Consider the following 16,807-nt stretch of genomic DNA (forward strand, 5'->3'; position numbering starts at 1 on the left):
GGGAGAGTTCCATGACACATCGCACCCACATCCAATTTGTCCTCAATGGCAAGGATGTCTCCGTCCCAGACGTGTCCGCAGGCCAGACACTTCTTGATTTCCTGCGCCTGGAGCGCCGACTGACAGGAACGAAAGAAGGCTGCGCCGAAGGCGACTGCGGCGCGTGCACCGTGCTTGTCGGACGGCTTGGGCGCACGGGCCTGCACTATGCTCCGGTCAATGCCTGTATCCGGTTTCTTGCCTCTGTAGACGGCTGTCATGTCGTGACGGTTGAACATTTGTCCGGGCCTCAAGGTCGGCTGCACCCGGTTCAACAAGCCATGGTCGATCATCACGGCAGCCAGTGCGGGTTCTGCACACCGGGCTTCGTCATGGCCCTCTATGCGCTTTGGATGCAAACTCCGGAACCGACCGAAGTACAGGTTGAAACCGCATTGCAGGGCAACCTGTGCCGCTGCACCGGGTATGAGCCGATCATCCGAGCGGCCATTGCCGTCAGCCGCTACGGCACCCCGGCCTCTGATCATCTGAACACCGAACGCGAAACCATGACCGCGCGTCTGGCGGCCCTGAAGGACGGGCGGCGCGTGGTCTCCGGACCCAAGAACAACCTGAGCATTCTGCCATCCAGCGTCGATGATCTTGCCGAATGCCTGCAAGCTTATCCAAATGCCACGATCGTGGCCGGAGCCACCGATGTGGGCCTGTGGGTGACCAAGTTCCTGCGCGACATTGGCCCCGCCATCTTCACCGGTCATCTCGAAGACTTGAAAACAGTCGAAAGACAGGGGTCTCTCCTCTTGATCGGTGCTGGCGCCAGCTACACCGATTGCCAGGACCTTCTGTCTGAACACCTGCCACACCTGTCCTCCTACTGGGATCGCATCGCAGGGTGGCAGGTGCGGAATGTGGGAACCGTCGGTGGAAACATCGCCAACGGCTCACCCATCGGGGACACGCCCCCGGTTCTCATCGCGCTTGGCGCGCAAATCACTCTGCGACGAGGTTCCGAACGCCGAACCCTGCCTCTGGCTGACTTCTTCATCGACTATGGCAAGCAGGACCGCCGGCCCGACGAATTCGTCGAAAGCATCCGCGTGCCCCTGCCCCGACGCAATGATCTGGATGCGGCTTACAAGATTTCCAAGCGTCGAGACGAGGATATTTCTTCCGTGGCCGCCGGACTGCACATGAGCGTCACAGACGGGATCATCAGCAATGTGCGCATCGCATTCGGGGGCATGGCCGCCACGCCTAAACGCGCATCGACAGCCGAGGCGGCGCTGACCGGCCAACCCTGGGCACGCGAAAGTTTCGAAGCCGCCGCTGAAGCGCTAACCGAGGATTTCGCGCCTCTCACGGATTGGCGCGCATCGTCGGACTATCGGATGCTGACCGCCCAAAACCTGCTGCGCCGGTTCTTCCTTGAAAACGACCGTGAAACCGACACCCCCGTTCAACTGGCTTGTGCCTGATCAGGAGACGACAACATGAAAGACAACGTTTCCATCATTGGATCGGCTCACACCAATGTAAACCATGACAGCGCGGTCAAGCACGTCACAGGGCAGGCCGACTACACGGATGACATTGCGCTGCCACAAGGCGCGCTGCACGCGTATCTCGGCGTTTCCGGCGTCGCGCACGCCAAGCTTCTGGGTATCGATTTCAGCGACGTTCTGGCAATGCCCGGCGTGGTCGGCGTGCTGACCGCTGATGACGTGCCGGGGGCCAATGATATAAGCCCGACCCACCTGAACGACGAACCGGTTTTCCCGACCGACGCCATACAATTCCACGGCCAGCCGTTGTTTGCCGTGATTGCCGAGACCCGCGACATCGCGCGCCGCGCTGCGGAACGGGCAAAGATCGAATACGAAACCCTGCCCCACGCGCTGGACCCGATCACCGCGCAGAAAGCAGGATACCCGCATGTCACAGCGCCCCTCAAGCTGGAGCGGGGAGACGTGGCACCGGCTCAGGCGGCCGCGCCCAACCGGATCAAAGGCCGCATGAGCGTCGGCGGTCAGGACCACATGTACCTTGAAGGTCACATCGCCTTTGCGATTCCGGGCGAAGACGACGATGTGGTGGTGCATTGCTCGACCCAGCACCCGTCCGAGGCGCAGCATATGGTGGCGCATGTCCTTGGGGTGCCGTCCAATGCGGTTGTGGTCAACGTCCGTCGCATGGGTGGGGGATTTGGCGGCAAGGAAAGCCAGATGAACCTGTTCTGCGCAGTGGCGGCCATGGCTGCAAAAAAGTGGAACCGCGCCGTCAAAATCCGCCCCGACCGGGATCAGGACATGACCGCAACCGGCAAACGCCACGACTTCTTGATCGACTATGATGTCGCCTTTGACGACGATGGCCGCATTCAGGCGGTCGAAGCCAGCTTTGCCGCGCGCTGCGGCTTTTCGGCAGACCTGTCCGGCCCCGTGACCGACCGGGCGCTTTTTCACGCGGACAACGCCTATTTCTATCCGAATGTGCGTCTGAACAGTCGACCGATGAAAACCAACACCGTATCGAATACCGCGTTTCGTGGGTTTGGCGGCCCGCAGGGCGTGATCGCGGCGGAACGGATGATCGAAGAAATCGCCTATGCCACGGGGCAGGATCCGTTGGATGTGCGCAAGGCCAATTTCTATGGCACCACGGACCGCAACGTGACCCCGTACCACCAAGAGGTCGAAGACTGCATTCTCGACCGGCTGGTCGGAGAGCTGGAAGAGACTTCGGAATACCGCCAGCGCCGTCAGGACATCATCGCGTTCAACAGGACATCGCCGGTTCTGAAAAAAGGCATCGCGCTGACACCGGTCAAGTTCGGCATTTCCTTTACCGCGACTTGGTACAATCAGGCCGGTGCGCTGGTGCATGTCTATAACGACGGGTCGATCCACCTGAACCATGGTGGCACCGAAATGGGCCAGGGTCTGAACACCAAGGTTGCTCAGGTCGTGGCCGAGGCCTTCCAGGTCGATTTCAACCGGATCAAGATCACCAAGACGACGACTGAAAAAGTTCCCAACACCTCGGCCACTGCGGCGTCCAGCGGGACCGACCTGAATGGCATGGCGGCGTTGAACGCGGTCGAACAGATCAAGGAACGTCTGGTGAAGTTCGCATCCGAGACCTGGAACGTCTCGCCAGAGGAAGTGTCCTTCCACGCCAATCAGGTGCATATCGGCCAAGACGTCCTGGCCTTCGATGCATTCATCAAACAGGCCTATCTGGCACGTGTGCAACTGTCGGCGGCCGGGTTCTACAAGACGCCAAAAATCCACTGGGACCGGGCCAAAGGACAAGGCCGCCCGTTCTATTACTTTGCCTATGGCGCGTCCTGTTCAGAAGTCACGATTGACACACTGACCGGTGAATACCGCGTGGATCGGACGGATCTGCTGCACGACGTCGGACGTTCGTTGAACCCTGTGCTGGACAAAGGTCAGGTCGAAGGCGCATTCATTCAAGGTATGGGATGGCTGACCACTGAAGAGCTTTGGTGGGACGATGCCGGCCGCCTGCGCACCCATGCCCCGTCGACATACAAGATCCCGCTGGCGTCAGACCGCCCGCGCATCTTCAACGTGAACCTTGCCGATTGGTCGGAAAACCGCGAGCTGACCATCAAACGCTCCAAGGCCGTCGGTGAGCCGCCGTTCATGCTGGGAATTTCGGTGTTCGAGGCCCTGTCGATGGCCGTTGCCTCGGTCGCTGATTACCGGGAATGCCCCCGCCTTGACGCGCCAGCCACGCCCGAACGTGTGCTGATGGCAGTCGCGCGGCTGCAAGCCGGGTCCTGAGCCATGGTTGCCCCGGGTTCTCTGAACGAATTTCTGTCCGCGCAGCATAGCGTGATCCGCGTTGCGTTGACCCGAGTCCGCGGGTCTTCGCCGCGCAATGAGGGGACAGAAATGTTCGTCGCGCCCGGGGCGTTGTGGGGAACCATAGGCGGTGGACAATTGGAATTCCTCGCCATCAACGCCGCGCGGGACATGCTGCGTGACGGTGCGTTGCATCAGGAACTGGACGTGCCACTTGGCCCCGAGATCGGGCAATGCTGCGGCGGACGGGTCGAACTGAACCTGTCCCGTATGCGTGCGTCCGACAAATGGGCCGCGACGGAACGCGCGGCCCGGAACGAAGATGCTTTGCCTCATGTCTATGTCATGGGGGCGGGCCACGTGGGGCGTGCCTTGGCCAATCAGTTTCAACATCTGCCGGTGCGCTGCATCCTCGTCGATACCAGACCCGAAGAGATCGCGCTTTGCGCCGCTGATGTCGAAACCCGGGTCAGCGCGATTCCCGAAGCCGAAATCTGGCGCGCGCCCGCAGGCAGCGCCTTTGTCGTTCTGACCCATGATCACGGGCTGGATTTCCTGCTGACGACCGCCGCGCTGGAACGAAAGGATGCCGCTTATGTAGGGATGATCGGTTCCGCCACAAAGCGGATAAAGCTCAGGAACTGGGCGCAGAAACACTGTGACGGACAGTCCGTCGAACAATTGAAATGCCCCATCGGGGCTAGCGGTAGCTGCGACAAGCGGCCCAGCGTCATCGCCGCCTTCGTGGCGGCCGAAGTGATGGCTGAATTGACCTCTGAAACTGCCGCGACCGCCCTGACCGGGGCAAACCAGGCACCCCTGCGGGGCCATCATCACGACCGGAAAGGGAGATCGGCCTGACACCTGTCGGGCCAAACCGGTCACATCAGAGGAGGAGACCGTCATGGACGGGAGGACCTATGAATACAAGCTGTTTACCCGCAGCGATTTCAGCGCTTTCTGGGCGCTGTTTACCGACAACCTTGTCAACTTGCTGATCCTGTCCGGGGTCTGCCAATTCGTGTTTCAAATGCCTGCGGACATCGTCTTTGGCCGCATCGTTCCCGGCGCCGCCATCGCGATTTTGGCCGGTGTAACCGTCTACACTTACCTCGCCAAATGGGCAGCAAACGCGCAGGGCAAAGACGTAACCGCGTTGCCCTACGGCATCTCGACGCCAGTTATGTTCGTCTACCTGTTCGGGGTGATCGGACCCATCTATTGGGCGACAAATGATCCAATGCTTGCCTGGCAAGTGGGCATCGGCGCCGGGTTCATGGGCGGCATCGTCGCGGCTCTGGGCGCCGTGGTTGGACCGTATCTCAAGCGGATCACGCCACGTGCGGGGATGCTGGGGACGCTGTGCGGCATTGCCCTGGTCTTCATCGGCTCTGTGCCGCTGGCCGAAGTGTTCGAGAACCCCATCATTGGCTTTACGTCGCTGCTGTTCATCCTCTGGGGGTTGATCGGCCGTTTCCGCCTGCCGGGCAATGTTCCGGCCGGCCTTGTCGCGATTGCTGCCGGTACCGTGATCGCCATTCTACTTGGCGAGTCCAAAATTGATGTCAGCGGCATCGGGTTCTACCCACCGATCCCGTATTTCGGTGACCTGATCGCCGGTGTGCAATACCTGTTCGCCAACCCTGAGCTGTTCCTGGTGCTGATCCCCGTGCAGATCTACAACTTCATCGAAACGATGAACAACGTGGAATCCGCCGAAGCGGCAGGCGACCATTACCCTGTCGGGCTCTGCCAGGTGACGGACGGCGCGGGCACGATGCTGGGCGCTCTGTTTGGTTCGCCATTCCCGACAACCGTTTACATCGGCCATCCGGCCTATAAACGGCTGGATGCCCATGCGGGGTATATTGTAGGTGTGGCCTTTGTAATTGCCGCCGCCGCCTTTCTGGGGTTCCTGTCCTTCCTCGCGGGGCTGATCCCGATCGCCGCAGCCGCACCGGTACTGGTCTTTGTATCAGTCAGCCTGATCACCAACACGGCCTGGGCTGTAAAACCGATGCACATGGCTGCGGTATCCTTTGCGATCCTGCCCCATATCTCCGCCTTCCTGATGGTCAAATGGGGATCTTTGATGAACGCGCTGCGCAGCAGCGGTGTCGAAGGGCTGCCATCCTTGGGAGATCCCAATCTGACCTCGGCCCTTCTGATGGAAGGGGCTCATTACGAGGGGCACCTTGCCCTGAGCCAGGGGGCGATCATCACCGGTCTGGTCTGGGGTGCCATCGTGGCCGATGTGATTGACGGGCGCTTTCGGATGGCCGGCGCGTTTGCTGTCGCAGGTGGGCTGATGTCTTCGATCGGCATCATCCATTCCTACACGCTACAGATGCCTCAGTTCGACGGGATAACCATCGGATATCTGATCATCGGTGCGTTCCTGTACGTCTACCCGGTGTTCGCCTCCAAAGAGGATCTTGAGCATCGTATCATCGTACCGGACGAGCCCGACCTCATCGATGACGACTCACCCGCTCAACAGGCCTGATCGGCAACGGGGCAGTCGCATGGCTGCCCCAAAAACCATCCCTTCCCGTTCAATCGTGGCCGTTCAAGAGGCAGAGTTTGCCCTGCGGTCGCTCGCTGATCTTTCTCTTGCCTATCTGCGGGCAGGGCATTTGGTTCGCACAGGTGTTGCAGAGGATCGCCCTTGCGAACCACGCATCTGCGTCGCCTGAGCATCTTCCATCACGAACACAGGTGCTGCATCGGCTGGGTCACACAAAACAGACGACCACAGGTGATGTGCGCGGGGTCAAGACCCTCACCCGCAAGCCCCGCAATCGGCCAAGCGTGGCGAATTTTGTCGTTTGCAGGCTTTTGTGTCGCTTTCCGGCTTGTCGGGGCAAGCTGGCATGAACAAGAATGCCTGCTTATGAAGAGTTGTTTTCCAAATCCCATGGACCGCCGTGCCACCGGCTGTGACCTTGTGATCCCAGCCTGATCTCAGGGCCTCTGGCTCATATGCATCATGCTGTGACTACGGATTTTTCGGATAACCTCATGACAACTCAAGCGCTGCGCCTGGCCATCGATATTGGCGGCACGTTCACGGATACGGTTCTTGTCTCTGGCGAAGAGACGATACTTGCCTCGACCAAAACCCTGACTACACATCACAACCCCGCCGACGGAGCCATGCAAGGCGCAGCGCGCGTAATGCAACAGACAGGGCACCGTCTGAGCGAAGTCACCGGTTTCATTCACGGCACCACGCTGGCCACCAACGCGCTCATCGAAAAACGCGGTGCGGTCGTGGCAACCGTGACCACCGAAGGCTTCAGGGACATTCTGGAAATCGCCTACGAGCGGCGCTATTCGCAATATGACATCAATCTGGAAAAACCTGATCTGCTGGTGCCGCGTGAGCGCGCGCTGACAGTCCGCGAGCGCGTATCGGCGGATGGCAAGGTATTGATACCGCTGGAAGACACAGCCATCGACGCGTTGTTGAAGGACATCGACGCCAGCGGAGCGGAAGCCATCGCCATCTGCCTGATGCACGCATATGCAAACCCCGAGCACGAGCGCAGGCTGCGCGATACGCTGGTGGACAGGCGCCCCGATCTGACCGTCTCGATTTCGTCGGATGTCAGCCCCGAAGCGCGCGAATTCGACCGGCTGTGCACGACAGTCGCCAACGCCTATATCCAGCCTCTGATGGCAACGTATCTGGCCCGGTTTGTCCGGCAATTCGAGGCCCAGGGCGTCACCTGTCCGATCCTGATGATGACAGCGGGTGGTGGAATGTGCACCATGCGAACCGCCGCGCGGTTTCCGATCCGGCTGGTGGAATCCGGCCCTGCCGGCGGTGCCATTCTGGCCGCCCGCGTCGCCGCCCGCGCCGGTCTGGATCAGGTTCTGTCCTTCGACGTCGGCGGCACCACCGCCAAACTGTGCCTGATCGACAACGCCCGTCCCCAGACCTCGCGCCAGTTCGAGATTGCCCGCGCCGCACGGTTCATCAAAGGGTCCGGAATGCCGGTGCGTATACCGGTCATCGAAATGATCGAGATCGGCGCCGGCGGCGGTTCGATTGCCGGGGTTGACCGGTTGGGACGGCTGACCGTGGGGCCAAAATCAGCAGGATCCGAGCCCGGCCCCGTCGCCTTCATGCGCGGCGGAACCGACCCCACGGTGACTGACAGTGATATTGCACTGGGATATATCGTACCGGACACGTTTGCCGAGGGGCATATTCAGCTTGATCCCGACGCTTCGAAACGAGCGCTGAGCCGGGTGATCGGGTCAAAGCTGGATCTGGATGCCGTAGGCGCCGCCGATGGCGTCAGCCGTATCGTCGACGAAAGCATGGCCAGCGCGGGTCGGATGCATGCGGTGGAATCCGGCAAGGACCTTGGCCCACGAACAATGATAGCGTTTGGGGGCAACGGGCCATTGCACGCCAGCCGGGTCGCGCGATCCGCCGGGGTCAGCCGCATCGTGATCCCGCCCGATCCCGGTGTCGGATCGGCCGTCGGCTTCCTGTTCGCGCCGGTGTCTTTCGAGATCGTCCGCTCGCGTTATACGTTGCTGGGCAGCATGGACATGAACGGGATCAACACGCTGTTCGAAACCATGATTTCCGAGGCAAGAGAGGTCGTCTTCCAAGGGGCCGGCGATGTCCCGACCCAGACGCTGCGCACTGCCTTCATGCGCTACAACGGACAAGGGCACGAGATCGAGATCACCCTTCCCGACCGCCCCTTGACCGCCGAAGATATCGAGCCGCTGACCGCTGCATTCGAACAGGAATACCGCAAGCAATTCTCGCGCCCGGTGCCGGGGATGCAGATCGAGATTCTCAATTGGGCGGTGCGTGTCGCGACCTGCGACAGCGGCGTGCCGGCGGTTCCTGAAACGCCACGGTTGAAGACAATCTCGGCGCCGGAAACCCGTCCGATAACCTGTGACGTGGACGGAGTATCGAAACCAGCGGCCTTCGTTGCCCGAGCGGATCTGAAGCCCGGCGATCATGTTCACGGCCCCGCATTGATCACCGAGCCGCAGACAACCACGCTCGTGTCCGCCGACTTCTCGGCGCATGTGGATGCCATGGAAAACCTCGTCCTTGTACAGGACCAGAAAGGAGGCGCATGATGTCGTCCGATCTTTCACACGATCTTTCGCCCGCCCGATTGCAGGTTATGTGGAATCGTCTGCTGGCCGTGGTCGAAGAACAGGGCCAAACCCTGATCCGCGCCGCCTTCAGCCCGATCGTACGCGAATGCGGCGACATCTCTGCCGGGATATTTGACGCCGATGGCCGGATGCTGGCGCAGGCCGTGACCGGCACGCCGGGGCACATCAACACCATGGCCGAGGCGGTGCAGCACCTGCGCCGGGCTTTCCCGGTTCAGACCATGAAGCCGGGCGACATCTACATGACGAACGACCCATGGCTTGCCTCGGGGCACCTGAACGATTTTCTGCTGATGATGCCCGCATTCAAGGATGGCAAGGTGGTGGGCTTTACCTCCTGCACCTCGCATCTTGTTGATCTGGGTGGGTTGGGCATGGGCCCCGAAGGTTCCGACATCTATGACGAGGGCCTGCTGATCCCGCCCTGCAAGCTGGTTGAACAGGGCACTCCCAACGCTTTGCTGCTGGACATCATCCGCGCCAACAGCCGCGAACCCATCGCCAATGATGGCGACATCTATGCACTGATCGCCTGTTGCGAAGCCGGGGTTGCAAGGCTGCTGTCGATGATGGAGGAATTTGGCCTCGACGATCTAGGGACGCTCAGCTCGTACATCATCGACACGTCGCGCCGCGGCACGCTGGAGGCCATCGCCGACGTGCCCGAAGGTGTCTACAAGAATGTTCTGAAGATGGACGGCTATGAGAATGAGCTGGAGTTGCACGCGACCCTGACCGTAAGAAAGGACGGCATGCATGTGGATTTCTCAGGCACTTCGGGCTGTTCGCGCAAGGGCATCAACGTGCCGCTGAACTATGCCACCGCCTATACGGTGTTTGCCTTGCGCTGCATTGTCGGCGCGGACATTCCCAACAATGCGGGATCGCTGGAGCCGTTTACCGTTGACGGGCCAAAGGGCTGCATCCTGAACGCGCAGCGCCCGGTGCCGGTTGCGATGCGGCATACCCTGGGTCAGGTCACGCCCGATCTGGTTCTGGGCTGCCTGCATCAGGCCCTGCCCGATGCGGTCCCGGCCGAAGGCGCAAGTTGCATGTTCGACTTGCCCATGCGCCACGCACCCGAAGTGGCCCGTGACGGCGGTCGCGAATTCGCGGTGGAACCCGTGCACAATGGCGGAACCGGCGCGCGACCTCATGCCGATGGTCTGTCGGCCACGGCCTATCCGTCGGGCGTGTTCGGCAGTCAGGTCGAGATCACCGAAAGCGTCGCACCCGTGACGATCTGGCGGCGCGAACTGCGCCCAGATTCCGGCGGCGCGGGCAAGTATCGCGGCGGGCTGGGGCAACGGATCGAGATGACCTCGTCCAACGGGGCGCCCTTTATCGTGTTCCTGTCGGTCGAACGGCTGAAATACCCGGCGCTTGGCCGTATGGGCGGCAAACCCGGCGCCCCCGGTCGCATCCGTTTCAGGGACGGTGCAAACGATATTCCGGGTAAAGGAGAATTGCGGGTGGAACACGGTGATTACCTGATCTTCGATACACCGGGCGGCGGCGGCTTTGGCGACCCTGCCGAACGCGACCCGGATGCGCTGGCACTGGACATCAAACGCGGGTTGGTAAGTGCGCAAGGCGCCAGGATTTACGGGGGTGACGCATGATCCGACCGGTTCCTTACGTTGGCGCCATGGCCGCTTATGCGCTGGCTGATCCGAACGGCGCAGACACGGTTTCACTGGCGCAGAACGAAAGCGCCTTTCCCGCAAGCCCCGCCGCCGTTGCGGCCGGGCAGGCAGCGCTGGCGGATCTGGCCCTTTATCCCGATCCGGAATGGGCCGAAATGCGCTCGGCCATTGCCGAGGTGCACGGGCTCGACCCCGCGCGCATTTTATGTGGGGCGGGCTCGATGGAACTGATTGGCTGCCTGATCCGCGCCTTTGCCGGGCCGGGCGATCAGGTGCTGGGCACACAATATGGCTATGCCTTTGTCGCCTCGGCCACAGCTCAGGCACAGGCCGAATATGTGGCAGCACCCGAGGTCGATTTGACCGTATCGGTGGACACGCTTCTGGCCGCTGTCACACCTGCCACCCGCATCGTGTTCGTCTGCAATCCGGGCAACCCCACCGGCACGCTGATCCCGAATGACGAAATTGTCCGCCTGCGATCGGATCTGCCTGGCGATACATTGCTGGTGGTGGACCAGGCCTATGCGGAATTTGCCGATGCCACGAACGATCCCGCGCAGATCTTTGCGCTGGTGGATCGGGGCGACACCGTGATCACGCGTACATGTTCCAAGGCCTACGGGCTGGCGGGGGCGCGGGCCGGCTGGGGCTGTTTCCCAAGCGAAATCTCGGGTGAGGTCCGCAAGCTTTTGAATCCCAACAATATCTCGATTGCCTCGCAGGCAGCGGCGGCGGCGGCGATGCGGGATCAGGCCCATATGCGCAACGTGGTCGCACGGACAGCCGAAATTCGGGACCGGTTTGCGCAGGAATGCCGCGAACTGGGCCTGAGCGTACCGGAAAGCCACACCAATTTCGTGCTGATCCGCTTTGCCTCGACCGCGCAGGCACAGCGCGCCGACACGGCCCTGCGGGCGGAGGGCCTGATGATGCGCGGCATGGGCGGCTATGGTTTGTCGGATTGTTTGCGCGCCACGATCTGTGCGCCCAAGGTGATGGACAAGGCCCGCGACGTCTTGAAAGGAGCGCTGACATGACCGAGACTCGCACAGCCGCCAAGATCGGTGTTCTGGTGCCCTTCACCAACACCAATCTGGAACCGGATATGGAGATGCTGCGACCGCCAAACACCACCATCCATTTCCAGCGCATGGGCGGTTATGACGTGGACGAAATTCCCGGCTCGGATCAAATGGCAGGTTTGGGCGCTTCGGATATCAGCCACGATCTGCGGATGATCTCGGGAGTGCGGCCCGATGTGGTGCTGTACGGCTGCACCTCGGCCACCCTGACCCATGGGCCGTCTTTCGACGCTGAGCTGGCGCAACAGATCAAATCGGAATCCGGTGCGCTGTCGCTGACCGCAGCCGGATCATTGATCGCCGCAATCAAGGCACTGGGGGCCACAAAGGTCGGCTTTTCCTCGCCCTATCTGGGCGAAATAAACGCTCAGGCGATGGATTTCATGGCCCAGAACGGAATCGAGACCGTTCGATGCGCCGATGTGGGCCGAAAGCTGGGCAATTACGGTCAGGGAGAGCTGACCCCGGACTACGTCTATGAACTGGCCTGTCAGGCCGATCACCCGCAGGTACAGGCCATAATTCTCAGCTGCACCGACATGCGTTCGGTCGAGGCGGTCGACCGGATTGAAGCAACGCTGGGCAAGCCGGTGGTCACCTCGAATCAGGCGATGATGTTCTGCCTTATGCGGGCGCTGAACCTGCCGCGTCATGACGCGCTGCCGGGGCGATTGTTCGACCTGCTCTGACCGGATCAGGGCGCAGGGCGACAGTGTAAAAGAGCAAGCTCACCTCGAACCGGTCTTGGATCACCCAGACTTGTTCCCAGCTCCAATTCAACCTGTGCAGCGGGCGGCAGGGCCTGCATCATCGCCGCCATCAGGATCAAGGGTTCGGATGTGCGGGTCGGAATGCGTTGATACGGCAGCTTCGGCAGATTTTACGTCTGGTCGGCGGGGGCGTAGATCAACGCGCCAAGGTCTGAGAATTTCGAACCTGGCGCGCCCAACCCCAGAACCGCATCACGAATGGCGGCAGCACGGGATGCACCCATTGATGGTGTCGCAAATTCCATGAATTTGTCGATCACTTCGGTCTCATCCATTGGTGCCTCGGGTCCGCCGCGTGCATGTACGTCGCCCGACTCGAGTATCCGCCCGTCGGTCAGAGTGATGCTGACATCGGCGAACCGGCTTTCGGGGAAACGGTCGGAATGGCGTGCGGCCTCTGAAACCGAGATACGCTCGACGATCGAGGCGACCAGCGGGTCGGCCAGGCCCGCACCGGTGATGTTCTCAACTCCGATCCGGCCATGCGCAGCCATTGTTGCGACGGCAAATGGCAGCGAATACTGCGCCTTGGACGTATCATCCGGCATGCCCTGGAAAAGGCAGGCGCTTTCCCGAAACGTGTTTACATGAATCGCGGCAATATCGCGGTAAGTCAGGTCGTTTTCACGCATGAGTGCACGGGTGGCATCAATTGCGGCGTGGGCCCAACGGCAGATCGGGTAGGGTTTGACATATTGATGCTCCATTTGCCAGAAATCGCCCAGATCTTGCCAATGGGGGGCAACGTCTGCCGCTTCGATGGTGATGGCCGGCGCCCCGGTAAAGCCTTTCTCGGCCAATACCGCTGAAGAAATGCCAACCAACGCACCCCAGCCCGAACCGTCATGCAGCATGGTGGGATTGGCGATCTCGCGCATCATCTGGCTGCGCGGGCCGTGATATTCGGCAATCCCCATGGCCTGCCGCATCTGTTCGGCCGTCAAACCGCGCAAACGCGCCGCCACGGACACCACGCCAAGCGCGTTCCAAGCTCCGGATGTGTGATAATCGCTGACGGTGTCGTGCAACGAAATTCCCGCGCGTCCCGCGACCTCGTATCCAACGATCACCGCCGCCAGCGCTTCGGGGCCTGAAAAATCTTGAACGGTTTCAGCCAGTGCCGCCAGTGCGGGAACGACGACAACCCCGATGTGGCCTTTGGTCGGATTGTATCCATCATGTCCGTCCAGATTGTCGGTCTGTGTGGCCGCTGCATAGGCCGCACCCGCGACGCTGACGCGACGACCGTCGAAAAGCATGCGCGCGCTCAGCCCCGGGTCGCCCGCGCCAAACAGCGCTGCCGCGCTCTCGCGCGCAATCCGTCCGGCCTGCATCGGCCCCGATCCTATGGTGATCCCCAGCGTATCCAGCAGCATCAACGCCGCGGCCTTGCGAGCAGTGTCGGGAAAATCCTGCGCAGCACGATTCAGCGCAAAATCTGCAACGGTCTGAAAGGTATCTGTCACGGTGTCCAGTCGAGGTTTTTCTTTCGGGTTCCGGTTACAAGAAAAAGCCTATGTGAGTTTGCGCATAGCGGCACGAAAACAATCATGGGGCAATGGCCCCGGATTATTTGTGACTAGGACCAGATCACATTTCGAGGCAGAACCATACGTGTGAGTCGCTCATGGGCAAGACAGCAAGCCCTGGGCTTATTAATTCTTTGCGATGTGCCTTGCCTGAGAAACGCCCGTCATGATGAATCTTCCACACTTGACCTTTCTGCGCTCGTTCGAAGCGGCGGCACGGCACCTGAGCTTTACCGCTGCTGCCGAAGAGCTGAACTGCACCCAATCTGCCGTCAGCAATCATGTCCGCTCGTTGGAAGAGTTTTTGCAGCGCCCCCTGTTCGTGCGCCATCCCCGGTCCCTGTCGTTGACGGATGTGGGCGAGGCCTATCTGCCGTCGGTGCGCCATGCCCTCCAGGAAATCAACGCGGCCACGCAATCGGTCATCGTGCGGTCGCATACCCGCAAAGTGGTGGTATCTTGCCCGGTCAGTCTGGCCGAGAACTGGTTGCCGGATGTGATCCGTGGTTTCAACGCGGTGCATCCCGATATTGATCTTACGGTTCATGGTACTGTCTGGGCTGATGTCGAACCGAATGTGTCGGACATCTCGCTGACGATCAATCATGTCGACGATGTGTCGCCGGACGCCCAACGTTTGTGGGTCGAAAAGCTGGCCTTGGTCTGTGCGCCCGACTTTCTGGTCGATGGCGCACCGCTGACCGACCCCAAGCAATTGCAGAATGCACCGCTGATCCACATCTTGGGCCGCCCCTCCTATTGGGAGCACGCGGCGCGGCATTTCGGGTTGTCCGATCTGAGCCAGAAGGGCGGGTTGCGGACGAATGTCTCGAATCTGGCGATGGAAATGGCCGCCAAGTCACTGGGATGCGTCGCCCTGCCCCGGTCGCTGGCCCGGTCCTATGTCGAGCGGGGGCTGCTGATCGAGCCTTTCCGGTTTGATCTGAACAGTCCCTGGACCTATTTCATGCGTCTCAAGGAAAAACCGGTTTCGCCACCGGTCCGCCTGTTTCAGAACTGGCTGTTGCAAGCCGCCGCTGAAATGGACGGCTGATCAACCGGTCATTTGCCGAGGCATGTCACGCGGCCCCTATTTTCCCTTGCCAGCCAGCTTGTTGGTGGCGAGAACGCGCAATCACTTCCGCGTGTCATCAATACCCAAGGCAGGGGCTCTTCCAGCCCTCAACAGCACCCTCTGCGCAACCGAGTTTCGACGCCAACCGGTTCTTCCTGATCCTCGGTTCCGCTGAACAAAGCCGACATGATCGCGATTTCGAAGGGCTTTGCACCATCTGCGCTTCTATTGCCTCAATATCCGCAAGAATCTATGGGATGCATCACGCAACTGCTGACGGCCATTGAAACCGGCGTCAGTTTCTTTGATTGTGCCCACGCCGTCCGTGGTAATTGGTAAAAAGGATTTTTGGATGCGTATTGCAATGATCGGCACCGGTTATGTTGGCTTAGTGTCCGGTGTATGCTTTTCGGACTTTGGTCATGACGTGATTTGCGTCGACAAGGCTGAACAAAAGATCGACATGCTCAAGGCCGGAGAAGTGCCGATCTATGAACCGGGCCTGGATGTGCTGATGGCAAAAAACGTTGCTGCCGGTCGCCTGAGTTTTTCAACCGATCTGAAAACAGCAGTTGATGGCGCCGATGCGGTTTTCATCGCGGTCGGAACTCCGACCCGACGAGGGGACGGCCACGCGGATTTGACCTATGTGATGGCCGCGGCGGAAGAGATCGCCCAAGCGGTTACCGGTTACACGGTCATCGTCACCAAATCGACCGTGCCGGTGGGAACAAACAGAAAAGTTCAAGAGGTCGTTGCGGCCGCCAACCCCACAGCCGAATTCGACGTGGCCTCGAACCCTGAATTTCTGCGCGAAGGCGCTGCAATAGATGACTTCATGCGCCCCGATCGCGTCGTGGTCGGTGTGGAAAACGATCGCGCCGCCGAAGTGATGGCCGAGATTTACAGACCGCTTTATCTGCGTGACTTCCCGATCCTGACCACCGATCTGGAAAGCGCCGAGATGATCAAATACGCCGCCAACGCGTTTCTGGCGACCAAGATCACCTTCATCAATGAAATCGCGGGCCTGTGTGAAAAGGTCGGTGCGGATGTCAAGGAAGTTTCCCGCGGCATCGGTCTGGACGGACGAATTGGCAACAAATTCCTGCACGCGGGGCCGGGCTATGGTGGCTCTTGTTTTCCGAAGGATACCGCCGCGCTGGCGCGGATCGGGCAGGATCATGCATATCCGATGCAGATCACGGAAACCGTCATTCGGGTGAATGACGAGGTCAAGAAGCGGATGATCGAGAAAATCCGCGACGCCTGCGACGACCGCCTTAACGGCAAGACAGTGGCGGTTCTGGGTGTCACTTTCAAACCCAACACGGACGACATGCGCGACGCGCCATCACTGTCCATCATTCCCGCTTTGATCGGCGGAGGGGCCAAAGTGCGCGTCGTCGATCCGCAGGGCAAAGCGGAAGGCGATGCATTATTGCCCGGGGTCGAATGGTTTGACGATCCCTATGCAGCGGTTCAAGGGGCTGACGTTGTGGTGTTGCTGACAGAGTGGAACGAGTTCCGCGCGTTGAACCTGACCGAGCTGGCCGGTTCCATGAACTCTGCCCGAATGGTGGATCTGCGCAATATCTATTCAAAGTCACAGGCGCTGAAATCCGGCTTTGAAACCTATGTCGGTGTTGGACGCTGAACGCACACCACCTGTTGGATCAAACGCGCCCACCGGACCCGCTTGGGTCCGGCAG

12 protein-coding genes are annotated in these 16,807 nt (G+C 60.5%); 11 read left to right on the forward strand and 1 reads right to left on the reverse strand.

Annotated elements, in window-relative coordinates:
- Positions 1 to 11: 11 nt before the first annotated feature.
- The 9 genes from xdhA (at position 12) to ACR0A2_RS15155 (ending at position 12,410) form a co-directional block, all read left to right on the forward strand.
- Positions 12 to 1,475: a xanthine dehydrogenase small subunit gene (gene xdhA / locus ACR0A2_RS15115; RefSeq protein WP_480835847.1), complete on the forward strand. Its 1,464-nt coding sequence runs from the start codon at positions 12 to 14 to the stop codon at positions 1,473 to 1,475.
- Positions 1,476 to 1,490: 15 nt separating this feature from the next.
- Entirely contained in the window at positions 1,491 to 3,809 is a 2,319-nt protein-coding gene (gene xdhB / locus ACR0A2_RS15120) for a xanthine dehydrogenase molybdopterin binding subunit (protein WP_480835848.1), read from the forward strand.
- Between the two features lie 3 nt (positions 3,810 to 3,812).
- Positions 3,813 to 4,691 (forward strand): xanthine dehydrogenase accessory protein XdhC, encoded by an 879-nt coding sequence (gene xdhC, locus ACR0A2_RS15125; protein WP_480835850.1) that lies wholly within the window; start codon positions 3,813 to 3,815, stop codon positions 4,689 to 4,691.
- Positions 4,692 to 4,734: 43 nt separating this feature from the next.
- On the forward strand, positions 4,735 to 6,336 hold the full coding sequence (locus ACR0A2_RS15130) for a xanthine/uracil/vitamin C permease (protein WP_480835851.1): 1,602 nt from the start codon (positions 4,735 to 4,737) through the stop codon (positions 6,334 to 6,336).
- Positions 6,337 to 6,355: 19 nt separating this feature from the next.
- Positions 6,356 to 6,526, forward strand: coding sequence for a hypothetical protein (locus tag ACR0A2_RS15135; protein WP_480835853.1), 171 nt, complete (start codon positions 6,356 to 6,358; stop codon positions 6,524 to 6,526).
- 325 nt (positions 6,527 to 6,851) lie between these two features.
- Complete coding sequence (locus tag ACR0A2_RS15140; protein WP_480835854.1) at positions 6,852 to 8,948, forward strand: hydantoinase/oxoprolinase family protein; 2,097 nt, start codon at positions 6,852 to 6,854, stop codon at positions 8,946 to 8,948.
- Positions 8,948 to 10,612 carry a hydantoinase B/oxoprolinase family protein gene (locus ACR0A2_RS15145; protein WP_480835855.1) on the forward strand — a complete coding sequence of 555 codons (1,665 nt, stop codon included), beginning with the start codon at positions 8,948 to 8,950 and terminating at the stop codon, positions 10,610 to 10,612. The genes ACR0A2_RS15140 and ACR0A2_RS15145 overlap by 1 nt, the downstream gene beginning before the upstream one ends.
- On the forward strand, positions 10,609 to 11,676 hold the full coding sequence (locus ACR0A2_RS15150) for a pyridoxal phosphate-dependent aminotransferase (RefSeq protein ID WP_480835857.1): 1,068 nt from the start codon (positions 10,609 to 10,611) through the stop codon (positions 11,674 to 11,676). The genes ACR0A2_RS15145 and ACR0A2_RS15150 overlap by 4 nt, the downstream gene beginning before the upstream one ends.
- Entirely contained in the window at positions 11,673 to 12,410 is a 738-nt protein-coding gene (locus tag ACR0A2_RS15155) for a maleate cis-trans isomerase family protein (protein ID WP_480835858.1), read from the forward strand. Before ACR0A2_RS15150 ends, ACR0A2_RS15155 begins: the two co-directional genes overlap by 4 nt.
- 191 nt (positions 12,411 to 12,601) lie before the next feature.
- Here ACR0A2_RS15155 and ACR0A2_RS15160 read toward each other — a convergent pair whose 3' ends face one another.
- Complete coding sequence (locus ACR0A2_RS15160; protein WP_480835859.1) at positions 12,602 to 13,957, reverse strand: MmgE/PrpD family protein; 1,356 nt, start codon at positions 13,955 to 13,957, stop codon at positions 12,602 to 12,604.
- Positions 13,958 to 14,189: 232 nt separating this feature from the next.
- On the opposite strand from ACR0A2_RS15160, the gene ACR0A2_RS15165 reads away from it, so the two are divergent.
- Positions 14,190 to 15,074: a LysR substrate-binding domain-containing protein gene (locus ACR0A2_RS15165; protein WP_480835861.1), complete on the forward strand. Its 885-nt coding sequence runs from the start codon at positions 14,190 to 14,192 to the stop codon at positions 15,072 to 15,074.
- A gap of 373 nt (positions 15,075 to 15,447) precedes the next feature.
- Complete coding sequence (locus ACR0A2_RS15170) at positions 15,448 to 16,752, forward strand: UDP-glucose dehydrogenase family protein (protein WP_480835862.1); 1,305 nt, start codon at positions 15,448 to 15,450, stop codon at positions 16,750 to 16,752.
- Positions 16,753 to 16,807 lie beyond the last annotated feature (55 nt).

The organism is Ruegeria sp. H8, assembly GCF_056532905.1.

Excerpts from the sequence above, each read along its gene's own strand:
- xdhA (WP_480835847.1), top strand. The coding sequence starts at position 12 with ATGACACATCGCACCCACATCCAATTTGTCCTCAATGGCAAGGATGTC.
- xdhB (WP_480835848.1), top strand. The coding sequence starts at position 1,491 with ATGAAAGACAACGTTTCCATCATTGGATCGGCTCACACCAATGTAAAC.
- xdhC (WP_480835850.1), top strand. The coding sequence starts at position 3,813 with ATGGTTGCCCCGGGTTCTCTGAACGAATTTCTGTCCGCGCAGCATAGC.
- ACR0A2_RS15130 (WP_480835851.1), top strand. The coding sequence starts at position 4,735 with ATGGACGGGAGGACCTATGAATACAAGCTGTTTACCCGCAGCGATTTC.
- ACR0A2_RS15135 (WP_480835853.1), top strand. The coding sequence starts at position 6,356 with ATGGCTGCCCCAAAAACCATCCCTTCCCGTTCAATCGTGGCCGTTCAA.
- ACR0A2_RS15140 (WP_480835854.1), top strand. The coding sequence starts at position 6,852 with ATGACAACTCAAGCGCTGCGCCTGGCCATCGATATTGGCGGCACGTTC.
- ACR0A2_RS15145 (WP_480835855.1), top strand. The coding sequence starts at position 8,948 with ATGTCGTCCGATCTTTCACACGATCTTTCGCCCGCCCGATTGCAGGTT.
- ACR0A2_RS15150 (WP_480835857.1), top strand. The coding sequence starts at position 10,609 with ATGATCCGACCGGTTCCTTACGTTGGCGCCATGGCCGCTTATGCGCTG.
- ACR0A2_RS15155 (WP_480835858.1), top strand. The coding sequence starts at position 11,673 with ATGACCGAGACTCGCACAGCCGCCAAGATCGGTGTTCTGGTGCCCTTC.
- ACR0A2_RS15165 (WP_480835861.1), top strand. The coding sequence starts at position 14,190 with ATGAATCTTCCACACTTGACCTTTCTGCGCTCGTTCGAAGCGGCGGCA.
- ACR0A2_RS15170 (WP_480835862.1), top strand. The coding sequence starts at position 15,448 with ATGCGTATTGCAATGATCGGCACCGGTTATGTTGGCTTAGTGTCCGGT.